Annotated in this window: 12 protein-coding genes; 5 read left to right on the forward strand and 7 right to left on the reverse strand. The window is 36.2% G+C overall.

What is annotated here, in order from left to right; genetic code table 11:
• The first annotated feature begins 5 nt into the window (after positions 1–5).
• Entirely contained in the window at positions 6–758 is a 753-nt protein-coding gene (gene sigI, locus LS684_RS06815; RefSeq protein ID WP_233810865.1) for an RNA polymerase sigma factor SigI, read from the forward strand.
• Entirely contained in the window at positions 755–1,852 is a 1,098-nt protein-coding gene (locus LS684_RS06820) for an anti-sigma factor domain-containing protein (RefSeq protein ID WP_233810866.1), read from the forward strand. The genes sigI and LS684_RS06820 overlap by 4 nt, the downstream gene beginning before the upstream one ends.
• A 26-nt stretch (positions 1,853–1,878) precedes the next feature.
• Here the strand turns inward: LS684_RS06820 and LS684_RS06825 are convergent, their stop codons facing one another.
• From LS684_RS06825 to LS684_RS06840, 4 genes are all read right to left on the reverse strand, one after another.
• Entirely contained in the window at positions 1,879–2,079 is a 201-nt protein-coding gene (locus tag LS684_RS06825) for an alpha/beta-type small acid-soluble spore protein (RefSeq protein WP_233810867.1), read from the reverse strand.
• A 206-nt stretch (positions 2,080–2,285) separates the two neighbouring features.
• Positions 2,286–3,626, reverse strand: coding sequence for a (Fe-S)-binding protein (locus LS684_RS06830; RefSeq protein WP_233810868.1), 1,341 nt, complete (start codon positions 3,624–3,626; stop codon positions 2,286–2,288).
• Positions 3,623–5,035 (reverse strand): glycolate oxidase subunit GlcD, encoded by a 1,413-nt coding sequence (gene glcD / locus LS684_RS06835; protein ID WP_233810869.1) that lies wholly within the window; start codon positions 5,033–5,035, stop codon positions 3,623–3,625. Before glcD ends, LS684_RS06830 begins: the two co-directional genes overlap by 4 nt.
• Before the next feature lie 96 nt (positions 5,036–5,131).
• On the reverse strand, positions 5,132–6,256 hold the full coding sequence (locus LS684_RS06840) for a CdaR family transcriptional regulator (RefSeq protein ID WP_233810870.1): 1,125 nt from the start codon (positions 6,254–6,256) through the stop codon (positions 5,132–5,134).
• Between the two features lie 240 nt (positions 6,257–6,496).
• Between LS684_RS06840 and LS684_RS06845 the strand changes: the two genes are divergently transcribed.
• On the forward strand, positions 6,497–7,852 hold the full coding sequence (locus LS684_RS06845) for a TrkH family potassium uptake protein (protein WP_233810871.1): 1,356 nt from the start codon (positions 6,497–6,499) through the stop codon (positions 7,850–7,852).
• A 38-nt stretch (positions 7,853–7,890) separates the two neighbouring features.
• On the opposite strand, the gene LS684_RS06850 is transcribed toward LS684_RS06845, so the two are convergent.
• Positions 7,891–8,238 (reverse strand): DUF3905 domain-containing protein, encoded by a 348-nt coding sequence (locus LS684_RS06850; protein ID WP_233810872.1) that lies wholly within the window; start codon positions 8,236–8,238, stop codon positions 7,891–7,893.
• Between the two features lie 153 nt (positions 8,239–8,391).
• On the opposite strand from LS684_RS06850, the gene LS684_RS06855 reads away from it, so the two are divergent.
• Both LS684_RS06855 and LS684_RS06860 read left to right on the forward strand, forming a co-directional pair.
• Entirely contained in the window at positions 8,392–8,553 is a 162-nt protein-coding gene (locus LS684_RS06855) for a hypothetical protein (protein ID WP_233810873.1), read from the forward strand.
• Positions 8,553–8,711 carry a hypothetical protein gene (locus LS684_RS06860; RefSeq protein WP_233810874.1) on the forward strand — a complete coding sequence of 53 codons (159 nt, stop codon included), beginning with the start codon at positions 8,553–8,555 and terminating at the stop codon, positions 8,709–8,711. Before LS684_RS06855 ends, LS684_RS06860 begins: the two co-directional genes overlap by 1 nt.
• 125 nt (positions 8,712–8,836) lie before the next feature.
• On the opposite strand, the gene LS684_RS06865 is transcribed toward LS684_RS06860, so the two are convergent.
• On the reverse strand, positions 8,837–10,576 hold the full coding sequence (locus LS684_RS06865; RefSeq protein ID WP_233810875.1) for a B12-binding domain-containing radical SAM protein: 1,740 nt from the start codon (positions 10,574–10,576) through the stop codon (positions 8,837–8,839).
• A gap of 443 nt (positions 10,577–11,019) precedes the next feature.
• Entirely contained in the window at positions 11,020–12,708 is a 1,689-nt protein-coding gene (locus LS684_RS06870) for an L-lactate permease (protein WP_233810876.1), read from the reverse strand.
• Positions 12,709–12,754: the final 46 nt, after the last annotated feature.

The raw sequence follows: 12,754 nt of genomic DNA on the forward strand, positions 1-12,754 counted from the left end.
ACTATATGCAATTATTTAGCCTACTGTTTATGGCCAAAAAACGCAAGCGAACACTAGAAGAAACGGTTCGTTTAGTACAGGATGGTGATAAAACGCTTCATAATGAACTTATTGATTCGTATAAGCCTTTTATTGCCAAGACTGTTTCATCTGTTTGTAAACGATATATACATGAATCAGATGATGAATATAGCATTGGCCTGATTGCTTTTGATGAGGCCATTCAAAAGTATAGCCCTGATAAAGGTAGCTCTTTGCTAAGCTTTGCAGAAATTATAATAAAACGAAGAGTTATTGATTATATTCGACAACAATCAAGACATCAAAATTTAAGCTTTGATTTAACAAAAGAAGACAATGAGGATGAAAGTCCAAAAACATCGATAGAAGAACATATTTCCATTGATGATTATATAAAAAAATCTGATGATGAATTAAGAAGAGAAGAAATTATACATTTTTCATCTGTATTAAAGGAATATGACTTGTCATTTTCTGACTTAGTTGAACAATCTCCTAAACATGCGGACGCAAGAAAAAATGCGATGGTTGTTGCCCAAATCCTTGTACTGGATGAAGAGCTTCAAAAGCTGCTGTTAGAGAAAAAGAGATTGCCTGTAAAGCAGTTAGAGAAGCGTGTAAATGTGAGCAGGAAGACGATTGAACGTAATCGAAAATATATTATTGCCATTTCTCTCATTCTCATAGGGGATTATTATTTTTTAAAGGATTATATTAAAGGGGTGTTGGAAACGTGAGAAAGGGAATAATTATGGAAATAGACGAGCGTTTTTTAACATTATTGACCCCAAATGGTGAATTTCTAAGAGCAAGAAAGCAACAAAAGGATTACACAGTGGGACAAGAAATCGATTTTTTTCCTGTAGTAGCAGAAGAAGAAAAGGCAAATAAACCATCATTTGCTTCTGTATTTTCTATATTCAAGAAAAAAGCGATTATATCTGTTGCGCTTGCTTTTATACTTGCGATTGTATCTTTCCTTCCTTTTTACCAAAATGATCAGGTATATGCATATATGTCGATTGATATCAATCCGAGTATAGAACTTGGGGTTAATGAAAAATTAGAGGTTGTGGAGCTTACACCATATAACAAGGAGGGCACTGAAATTGTCAAGGAGCTTCAAGACTGGAAAGGTCAAGAAGTTCATTCAGTTGCCAAACAAATACTTGCTGCAATTGAGAAACATGGGTATATGAATAGAAATAAAGAAGTAGTAATTGCGACAGTATACAAAGGTAAACGAGAAAAAGAAACGGATAAACAGCTACAAAAAGAAATTTCTACTATCCAAAAAGATGTTGAAAAGGAAAAGCTGGAACTTACGGTAATAGAAGCAACTGAAGTTGATCGAGAAAAAGCTAAGAAGCAAGGTGTAACGGCTGGAGTATACAAAGAAAAACAAATGATTAAGATTCAGAAAAAAGAACCAGTAACTATTGAAAAAAATGGGGAAAAGCAATCGAATTCAACTGAATCACCAATTAATCCATCAAGTAAACAGCCATTAGTAGAAGAGAAGTTGAATAAGAATGACGATTCCATGCAACAAGACTTAAATGAACTGAATCAGCTAACAAATCAGCTTGAAGAGCAGAAGAAAAATCTTAAGAGTGAGTTGAAAGAAAATAAAGAGGTATTGAAAGAAAATAACCAGCTAAAAGAGAAACGTAAAGAACTGAAGGAAGTAAAGAAAGAAATTAAAGAAAACCGACAGCAACTAAAAAAAATTAAAAAAGAAGCCAAAAAAGAAATCAAACAAAAAGTGAAAGAAGAAAAAAAAGAAATGAAGAAAAAAGAAAGAGAACAAGAAAAGTCCGGTCAGCAATGACCGGACTTTTTATCCATATTATTTAATTAAGATTGGCTTTGACCGTTCAGTTGAGATTGTGCTTGTTGAACTAATCTTTTCGTTATCTCTCCACCGACAGATCCATTTGAACGTGCTGCTGTATCAGAGCCTAAGTTTACGCCAAACTCTTGCGCAATTTCGTATTTTACTTGATCTAGATACTGCTCTACTCCTGGCACTAATAATTTATTGCTGCTTCTTGCCATCGATCTCAACTCCTTTGAATGAATTCAGAGATCAAAATTGCTCTCTGTAACTCTAGTATGTATCAGCTTTCGTATTTCATTAGTGGTAAAGTTTTGGAAGAATGAAATGAAAAGGAAAATACCTTTGCTTAACAAAAATAAGAGCTATGAAGAAAGGAGAACATATGATAGTCAAAAATCATCACATGCTCTCCTTATATAAGAAATTAATGTAATTCAGGCTTTTCTCCAGTTGCTTCAAGTAATAAGTCAACAATATGAACAGCACGCATCTGTTTGGAGAGTCCTTCACGTTCAATCCCAAGCTTCATTTGTAGCAAGCACCCAGGGTTTGCGGTAACTATTGTTGTTGCATGGGTAGCTTTGGCTTTAACCATTTTATCATCTAATATACGCATGGACATTTCAGATTCGACTATATTGTAGATACCAGCTGAACCACAACAACGATCTGCATCTTTCATTTCGATGTAATCAGTTCCTTGTATGGCTTTTAATAAGGTTCTAGGAGCATCTGCTGTTTTCATGACATTTCGTAAATGGCATGAATCCTGATACGTAATGATTTGGTGCGGAAGTTTAAAGTCGTTTCTTTTGAAGAACTCCAGTTCATATAAGATTTCACTAACATCCTTTAATTTTTGGGTAAAGGTAACTGCACGCTCTTTCCATTGATGGTCATCTTTTAATAGGTGATCATAGTCGATTAAAAATGCACCACAGCCCCCAGCATTCGTAATAATATAGTCTACTTCTAACTTTTCAAAAGCACGGATATTTCGTTTCGCAAGCTCCTTTGAGGTTTCTTTTTCACCACTGTGACCATGTAAGGCGCCACAGCAAGCTTGATCCTGTGGAATGACAATTTCACAGCCTGCTAGCTGAAGGAGCTTCATCGTGGCATTATTCGTCTCAAGAAACATAGTATCCATCAAGCATCCTGAGAAAAAAGCCACCCTTTTCTGCTGTGTTCCAATCGCTCCTAAATGGGCTGGACGATTTTTCATTTCCTTCATCGTTGGAACCTCTGGTAGCACTTTTTCCATGGTGGCTATATTTTCAGGGAAAAGCTTCATAAAGCCAACTTTTCTCGCTATGGTTTGTAATCCAGACCGTTGATAAAATCCTAGTAATCCAGTTACCGTTCTCATGCGCTCTTGATGAGGAAATAGACCATCAAATACCGTTTTTCTAATAACCTTTTCAGATAGAGACTGATTTTTATTTTGTTGAATAATATCTCGTGCTTCTTCAAGTAAATGACCATATTTTACTCCAGAAGGACAAACAGGTTCACATGCACGGCAGCCTAAACATAGATCTAATGAACGTTCCACATCTTCATCTGGTTCAATGAACCCATCGACAACTGCCTTCATTAATGCAATCCGACCACGGGGAGAATGTGTTTCTTTCTGACCTGATGTGATATATGTTGGACAAGAAGGTAAGCAAAAGCCACAGCGCATACAGTTTAGTAATTCATCTTCATTCATTCTTTCTTGAAAAGCTTGTTGAATTTTTTGCTGTTCGGATGCTGTTGTCATTTGGTTACCACCACACGTTTTCTGTTATCCTTTGCAAACACTTTGCCTGGATTCATAATCTGATTTGGGTCAAGTGCCATTTTAACAGCCTTCATAGCAGCAATTCCTTCTTTTCCAAGCTTTAATTCTAAATAAGGCGCTTTCATAACTCCTACACCATGTTCCCCTGTAATCGTTCCACCTAATTCAATCGCTTTTTCAAAAATCTCTTCAAATGCTTTTTCAACACGTTCCATTTCGTCATGGTCTCTAGCGTCTGTAGGACAAGTGGGGTGAAGGTTCCCATCACCTGCATGACCAAACGTACAAATCTTTACTTGATATTTTTCAGCGATTTCGTTGGTCGCTTGGACCATTTTAGCTATTTCTGAACGAGGGACAGTAGCATCTTCAAGGATTGTCGTTGGCTTTAGTCGTGCTAATGCAGAAAGGGCAGAGCGACGAGCAGTCCTTAATGCTTCTGCATCTGCTTCTGTTTTTGCAACTTCCACACTAACTGCATGCTGTAGCTTACAAATTTCAGCCATTTTTTCCATATCTCGCACTACGACTTCTGGCGAGCCATCTTGTTCAATTAAAAGAACCGCTTTTACATCTGTTGGTAAGCCAATTTGAGCATATGCCTCAACGACCTCTAAAGTAGGTTGGTCTAAAAATTCAAGGGTTGTGGGGATAATTTTATTGGCAATAATTGCAGATACAGATTGTGCAGCAGCTTCAAGATCTTGATAAAGTGCCAGCATCGTTTTTTTGGTTTCAGGCATCGGAATTAGCTTCAGGGTGGCTTCTGTAATAATTCCTAGCGTTCCTTCAGAGCCAACAAATAATCTTGTAAAGTCATAGCCTGCTACATCCTTTGCAAGTTTTCCTCCTGTTCGGATAATGTCTCCATTTGCAAGTACAATTTCAAGTCCAATTACATAATCGCGAGTAACGCCATATTTTAAGCCTCGGAGACCTCCAGAATTTTCATTAATATTCCCCCCGATCGTAGAGATTTTCATCGAACTTGGATCTGGTGGATAAAATAATCCTTTAGCCTCTACTTGTTGAATCATATCAAGTGTAATTACCCCAGGTTGAAGGGTAACGGTAAGATTTTCTTCATCAATTTCAAGAACTTGGTTCATGTGCTTGAATAAGAATATGATCCCGCCTTCTGTTGGACAGGTACCTGCGCATAAATTGGTCCCAGAACCTCTAGGAACGATAGGGATTTTGTATTCATTACAAATTTTTACGAGTTCAGACACTTCTTTCGTATTTCGAGGGCTAACTACTGCATCAGGCATTGACTGAAAGTTAGGTGTTGCATCATATGAATAGACAAGCCTTCCCGCTTTCGTATCATCGTAATTTTCCTCTCCAATTATCGCAATCATCAACTGTTTAATCTGGTTACTTATCATGAATCCATCCCCTACCTACTAATGTTTAATCAATTTAAGTGATGGTATAAGTATAAAAGAAAACCCTATAGCCTTCTATGTATGAGTATACGAAAATTAAAAGATATCTTTATTGTTTTTTGTACATTCATCTAGTATTTGGAGAGCGAAAAAGAGCGTGATTTGATCTTGAATGATACTAGGACTAAGATCTGTTAATTCAGTGATTTTTTTAAGTCGATAATGGAGCGTATTGATATGAATATGTAGAGATTGAGCCGTATTTTTTAGTGAATAATTCTGTTTAAATAGTTCAATGAGTGTATCTAGTAAGTCTTGTTGCAATAAAATTGGGCCAATAGAGCGATTCATAAACTGTATCTTCGTATCAAGGCTGACTTCGTCGAGAATCATTTCAAGAAGAAGATCTTCATCAAATAGTATTACGTTTGCACCACTTGTTGCTTTTAAAGCCCGTTCAGCTTGTTTATACGATTGATCCATATAATTATAGCTAACAGGTTGTCCGATCCCAATTGACACATTTGTTTGTAATTGGTCTTGGAGAAAATGATGAAATCTAGTTGTTTTTTCGATTAAGAAAGACCGATTCTTGCACCTTTGAAACAGGCCAATTACCCGATTATGCCCCCAGCGAACAATTATGTCTTGCTCGTCCTTCACATTCCAAGAAAATATCGAAGACCATTGGTCTCTGTAATATGGTTGTTTTGAAGAACCAAATTCGGAAATGATGACAAAACGATCAATGGATAGATCTATCTTTAATAGCTGAGCTCGATCTAGAAAGGAAGGGTCAGGTTCTTTTAGTTGTAGCCAATCAAATACAAATGCTTCCAAAGCCCGTGATTTCCAATCAAATTGTTCTGCGTAGAAGCTTTCACTAATAAGCAGCTCTGTCATTTTTCGAATAATTTCTCCATAAGGAGAGACAACTTCAGGATCGCCAGTAATTCCAATGACTCCAACAACTTCTTTTTGGGAAAAAACGGGGAGATTAATACCTGCTTTGACCCCTTTTAAAAGAAGTTGATCTTCTTTGGAAATGATTAGCTTTTCTTGGCTTTTACAGACTATTAAACCTCCTTCATGAAATTTTCCTACCCGATCCTTGTCTGTACTTGCAATAATGATTCCTAGTGTATTAACAACGATTAACTCTTCATTTAGTAATTTTCGAAGTTCTATGACGATTTTTTCAGCTAGTTCGACAGATAGCATATTAATTTACATGCCTCCTTTTTAATTACCTTTATTTTATCTGAAATCATAAATGATTCCTATGGAAGGGTGCATGTAGATAGTTAATTGATCAATTGATTTGTTTTTCGGAAGGGGAATAAGATTTTTCATGCTTTGGAGAAGATAAAAATGTTCTATAAATTTCCGAATAGGGTTTAAAAATAGCTGGATTTTCATTATCATAGGATAAGGGAAAAGCTGAAAGGAAATATTAGATAGATGAATATTAAAAAGAAGTGGTTTACAAAGGATCTCACACCTGCACAAATTATTGTTTCATATTATGTAATTGCCGTTTCGATATCCATGATTTTACTTAGCTTACCGGTTGCTCATAAGCCAGGTGCGAAATGGACCTTTATTGATGCCATGTTTACTGCTGTTAGTGCTGTTAGTGTAACGGGGTTAACGACGGTAAGTACAGCAGATACTTTTAGTGTAACGGGGATTTTTATCCTAATGTTTGTTCTGCAGTTCGGTGGAATAGGGATTATGACTTTAGGAACGTTTTTTTGGTTAATTCTTGGAAAGAAAATTGGACTGAGAGAACGTCAGCTGATTATGACCGATCAAAATCAGTCTAGTTTGGAAGGGCTTGTTAAACTTTTAAAACAAATTTTGGGGATTATTATTCTTATTGAAGCTGTTGGGGCACTTATTCTAGGTGTGTACTTTTTGAATTATTATCCAACATGGCAAGAAGCATTTCTCCACGGACTATTTGCATCTGTTAGTGCCACTACAAATGCTGGCTTTGATATTACAGGCTATTCATTAATACCTTTTGCCAATGACTATTTCGTTCAATTTATTACGATTATTTTGATCACATTAGGTGCAATTGGTTTTCCAGTTTTAATTGAGACGAAGAATTATTTATTTAACAGAGACCAAACAAAAAGAATTCATTTTTCACTTTATACGAAGCTAACGAGCTTTATCTTTTTTGTATTACTTATCTTTGGAACGATTGCCATTTTCGCATTAGAGTTTAATCAGTTTTTTGCAGATATGGTATGGCATGAGGCCTTTTTCTATTCCTTCTTTCAATCAGCAACGACGAAAAGCGGCGGACTGGCTACGATGGATGTAAGTCAATTCTCTGACCCTACTCTCTTGCTTATGTCAGCCTTAATGTTTATAGGTGCATCTCCAAGTTCTGTTGGTGGTGGAATCCGTACAACTACTTTTGCATTAAATATTCTATTTTTATTTCATTTTGCAAGAGGGAATCAAACGGTTCGTTTGTTTAATCGTGAGTTGCATGAAAAAGATATCATTAAGTCTCTTGTTGTATCGATGTTTGCGATGTTCATTTGCTTTACGAGTGTAATTATTCTTATGCTTACAGAGGACCAACCAATACTTGCCATCATCTTTGAAGTTGCTTCTGCATTTGGTACATGTGGACTAAGTCTTGGTATTACCCCAGAGCTTTCAAATATTGGAAAAATTACGATTATGATTTTAATGTTTATAGGACGAATTGGAATACTAACGTTTTTATTTATCATAGGCGGAAAAGAAAAGCAGGCGAATTTCCATTATCCGAAGGAACGTGTCATTATAGGGTAGAGTAACAAAAAGGGTTCGGTTATTCCGAACCCTTTTTATTAATCATTTCCATGTCCGACATCTTTTGATGGGTGCATGAATGGATACGCATTAGGATTTTTCTTGCTCTCTAACAGCTCTCTATTCTCAGTTGTGTTCCATCCAATATCATTAGTAGGGTGTACCCATTGATCACCTGCCATAATAGAGGGGTCAACCTCATCCGACCAATTTTCTAAGGGAGAATCTTTTGAGGCATACATACTATCTCCTATTGTCACTCCGAAGGAATTTTGAAAGGGAGGATCCATTTTTATTCCTGTCCCCTTAAAGCTTGGAGCATTTATTTGATGAGGAAGTGTTTCATCAATCCCTAATTTCTTATGGTCTTCATTTTTTTTAACCATAATTATCACTCCTTTATCTTATTTTCTGTTGTTGGTGTTTTTTTATGAGGAATTTATGAGAAGTTGTCAATCATGCAGAATTAGGTAAGGATAAATAGAAGTTACTAGATTAGACTATTAGTGAACAAATAATAACATTAAGGGGGATTTAAGATGGCTAAGCGAAAAGCTGAACATCGTGTGGTCGAGAAGTATAGTAAGACACCCAAAACCAACACTCTCCAATCAGAATTCTCAGCTGAATTCAGTCGAGGAGAAGAGGATATGAAGGGGTTTAACCGAAACTCCAAGCAGGGGAAAGAGGGAAGAAGTTAATGGACAAAAAGAAGGAAAGACAAAAAGGAGATTCTTCCAATGTTGAATTTGGAATTGAATTGGGGGATATGAATGCAGCAAAACAATATGAAATCCCGTTTATGAATCCGAAAAAGAAAAAAAACGATGAAGAAGATTGCGATTACCCTGTTCAATAAAACATTCTGATGATTAAGATTCCCTCCTAGAGGGTTCAAAGTGGATATTAAATTGTAATTAAAAACGACTGAAGAAGACTATCGGTGAATAGTAATCTACAGTCGTTTTAATGAATGAATCGGGCTTATTTTACACTAAAAATTTTTGCTTGTTCTTTAGTAGGGTCAAAATAAACAAGAATTTTTGTTACTTGCTTATGAATAGATCCGGTTTCGAGATAGACATGTAAATTAAATGCTAGTTCTTCAACAATTGTATGCTTATACAAGTCCCTCTCGTGTAAATTGTACGCTTGATATTCGTTTCCTAAGATTGAAGGTTGTTCAAGAATATGTTGGTAGAAATGTGATCTTGTTTGTTTATCAAGTTTAGACTCAAACCAAGGTTTTCTTGGTTTGTATTTGTGGTTTAAGAAGTAATCATATTTCATTAGTCCTTCGACAACCTCTAAGTCTTCAAGTTTGATGTACTTTAAAAATTGATATAACCGTTTAAATAAATCTTCAAGTTGATGCCCAATTCGGGACCAGCCTTGGTCTTCCCAATACGAACCAAATAATTGGAAAAACTCAAATGGAGAAGTAAAGGCATGAGATACTAAATATTCAATTGTATGATCCATCCTATGATCATTCCAATACTTTTCGAGAACATCTTCGACTTGTTTAATACGAATGATATCATCAAATGACAATACATTGTTACCAAGTATTTCATAAGGAGATTGATCCATGTATATATATTGGTGGTTATCTGCCGTTAATCGGAGGCCAGTACCCCTTAACATTTTTAGGAAACCTAGCTGTAGCTCTTCCGGCCTTAATTCAAATACATCATTAAAGGTTTTTTTGAACGTATGGTAATCTTCTTCAGGTAGTCCAGCAATTAAATCTAAATGCTGAGCAATCTTTCTGCCGTCTTTCACCATTGTTACGGTTCTTGTCAGCTTTTCGAAATTCTGTTTCCTCATTACAAGCTCATTTGTGTAGTCATTCGTTGATTGTACACCAATTTCAAAACGGAACAAGCCTGTAGGGGCATTTTGGTTTAAAAACTCAATTACTTCAGGACGCATAATATCTGCCGTAATTTCAAATTGGAAGACAGTTCCAGGTAAGTGTTCATCAATTAAAAATTGAAACATCTCTAATGCATAGCTTCTACTAATATTGAATGTCCTGTCCACAAACTTAATGGTTTTAGCTCCATTGTGCATTAGATAACGAATATCTTCTTTAATTTTTTCTCGATCAAAATAGCGAACGCCTACTTCTATAGAAGAAAGACAAAATTGGCAGCTAAATGGGCATCCACGACTTGTTTCAATATATGTGACTCGTTTTGAAAGCTGAGATATATCTTCTTCAAACCGGAAAGGGGAAGGTAAGTCTCGCAAATCAAGCTTGTTTTGCTGAGGATTAATGATGATTTCCTCGTCTTTTCGGTAGGCAATTCCAGGAACATTATTAAAGTCATTTTCTGTTGATAGTTGAGTGAGAAGCTGTTTGAACGTTTGTTCACCCTCACCAATTACAATGAAATCAACGTTTTCAAGCTGTTTCATCCAGTCATGAACATCATAGGTCACTTCTGGACCTCCGAGAACAATACGAATAGAAGGATCAATCTTTTTAATCATTCCAATCACTTTCATGGTCTCTTCAATATTCCAAATATAACAGCTAAAACCAATGATATTTGGCCTTTTTTGAATTAAATCAGTCACAATATTCATAACTGGGTCTTTAATTGTATATTCTGCAAGCTGAACATTAAATTCTGGTGCAGCATATGCTTTTAAATAACGAATGGCTATATTCGTATGAATATATTTCGCATTTAAGGTCGAACAAATAATATTCATTAACGTTAAACTCCTTTTAGAAAGGTTCATTTATAAATAACATAAAATAGTAATTATTAGAATGGCTCCGTTACATTTTGTTGTTGATTTCAGCTACAGTCAATGGCTTTACGTGGACCGGGGGTGACCATCCTCAGCTTATAAAACGCTCTAAAGGGATCTTCGAGAACCGAATTCCCCAATGAGTCTAAGAGCTTTCTTTACAATCGACTTATTGTTAAAAATCAACACTAAGGTTTAACACCCATTAGAAACAAAGCTCTTTTTCATAGAGTAGCTTATACAGAACTATAATTATAAAACATTGTAGACAAAATGAACAGTTGAAAAACATGGTCCAAACCGAAAACGACTGCCTCATGTGAGAGGCAGCCTGATAAAAAAGTTGTATTTCAAAGTTTGTTTTATAGAAAAACACTACAATTACATAACCAAAAGATCATCTAAGGAATCATCCAAGATAAAATTCCATTCTGTAAGAAAGTTAAAATCCCTATTAATATTACTAAGAATATGCTGTGTTTTATAGTAAAACGGAAAAGGTCCGATTCTTTTCCAGCTAGTCCAACTGCTGCACATGCGACAGCGATAGACTGAGGTGAAATCATCTTTCCAGTAACACCACCAGAAGAGTTAGCAGCTACAGCTAATAATGGATCCATTCCTACTGAGGTAGCAGTAATTTTTTGTAGATTACCAAATAATAAATTGGCTGAAGTATCTGAGCCAGTTATAAATACACCTAACCAACCTAGGAATGGTGAAAAGAACGGGAATAAAGACCCAGTTTTCGCTAAAGTCATTCCTAAAGTAGTACTCATACCAGATGCATTTGTTACATAGGCAAATCCTACGACAGAGGCAATTGTAATGATGGGATACTTTAATTCATTTAATGTTTCTCCAAACGTAATTACCCATTGGGTCCATGAAATTTGAACTATAAATTTTGTTACGATAGCAGAAAGGAGGATAGCCGTTCCAGCAGCTCCTAATAGCTCAAGCTTATAAAAGGCTGGAGTAGCTTCACCCGATGCATTAATTATTTTATTGCTTAGGCCGGGAACTTCAGGCATTAACGTGAAAAGATGTCCAATTGAATTGACCCCTTTAAGGATCACATTTGTGCCTTCGTAATGGCCCGTCAATGCGGACTTAATGGTTGGAATTCCCCAAATCGAAATAAAGCCAGTTAACACTAAGAAAGGAGACCAAGCTTTAAATATTTGCCCACCTGAAAATGTAACAGGCATTGTTGCTTGATTCTCAGCCACGCTAGCAGCCATCTCCTGTTCTGCGGAGAATCGAAAAATTGTCTTAGGCTTCCAAAACTTCAAGAAAATAGTTAAAGCCAATAATGAGACTAATGCAGACAAGATGTCTGGAAGTTCAGGTCCCATAAAGTTTGAAGTAAGGAACTGGGTAACTGCAAAAGAAATACCTGATACTAATATGGCAGGCATGATCTCAAACGCTTTTTTAAATCCTGCCATAATCACAACTAAATAAAACGGAATAAATACGGATAAGAATGGTAATTGTCGTCCAACCATTTTGGAAATTTCCATAGCAGGAATTCCTGTTGGACCTTCAACAGCAATAATAGGGATTCCTATTGCTCCGAAAGCAACTGGAGCCGTGTTAGCTAGTAAGCAAATTCCAGCAGCGTAAAGGGGACTAAAGCCTAATCCAACTAACAATGCCGCAGAAATTGCAACAGGTGCTCCAAATCCAGCAGCACCTTCTAAAAATGCTCCAAATGAGAAAGCAACTAATAAAGCTTGTAAACGGCGGTCCTCCGTAATAGATAAAACAGAATTACGAATAATGTCAAATTGTCCTGTTTTTACAGTTAACTTATATAGAAAAACAGACGTAATAATTATCCAACCGATTGGTAGGATTCCATAGACAGCCCCCTGTGTCGCAGACATAACCGCCATGCCCACAGGCATTTTGAAAGCGATTACAGCAATAACCAAGGCAATCCCCAAAGTAGAAAGACCAGCTAAGTAACCTTTCATACGTTTAACAGCTAATGCCCAAAAGAAATAAATGATTGGAATTAATGCCACTGCCGCAGATAATAATAAATGATCTCCAACAGCAGTAAAATCTGGTGTAAATGTCATACCATTTCCCCCCTGAATTTTTATAACTATCTTATCTACTACATCC

The organism is Cytobacillus spongiae, from assembly GCF_021390075.1.

What these genes read in the sequence shown, in the direction of transcription:
- LS684_RS06830 (WP_233810868.1), bottom strand. Translation starts at nt 3,626, where the DNA reads ATGACAACAGCATCCGAACAGCAAAAAATTCAACAAGCTTTTCAAGAA.
- sigI (WP_233810865.1), top strand. Translation starts at nt 6, where the DNA reads ATGCAATTATTTAGCCTACTGTTTATGGCCAAAAAACGCAAGCGAACA.
- LS684_RS06865 (WP_233810875.1), bottom strand. Translation starts at nt 10,576, where the DNA reads ATGAATATTATTTGTTCGACCTTAAATGCGAAATATATTCATACGAAT.
- LS684_RS06850 (WP_233810872.1), bottom strand. Translation starts at nt 8,238, where the DNA reads ATGGTTAAAAAAAATGAAGACCATAAGAAATTAGGGATTGATGAAACA.
- LS684_RS06860 (WP_233810874.1), top strand. Translation starts at nt 8,553, where the DNA reads ATGGACAAAAAGAAGGAAAGACAAAAAGGAGATTCTTCCAATGTTGAA.
- LS684_RS06845 (WP_233810871.1), top strand. Translation starts at nt 6,497, where the DNA reads ATGAATATTAAAAAGAAGTGGTTTACAAAGGATCTCACACCTGCACAA.
- glcD (WP_233810869.1), bottom strand. Translation starts at nt 5,035, where the DNA reads ATGATAAGTAACCAGATTAAACAGTTGATGATTGCGATAATTGGAGAG.
- LS684_RS06825 (WP_233810867.1), bottom strand. Translation starts at nt 2,079, where the DNA reads ATGGCAAGAAGCAGCAATAAATTATTAGTGCCAGGAGTAGAGCAGTAT.
- LS684_RS06840 (WP_233810870.1), bottom strand. Translation starts at nt 6,256, where the DNA reads ATGCTATCTGTCGAACTAGCTGAAAAAATCGTCATAGAACTTCGAAAA.
- LS684_RS06855 (WP_233810873.1), top strand. Translation starts at nt 8,392, where the DNA reads ATGGCTAAGCGAAAAGCTGAACATCGTGTGGTCGAGAAGTATAGTAAG.
- LS684_RS06870 (WP_233810876.1), bottom strand. Translation starts at nt 12,708, where the DNA reads ATGACATTTACACCAGATTTTACTGCTGTTGGAGATCATTTATTATTA.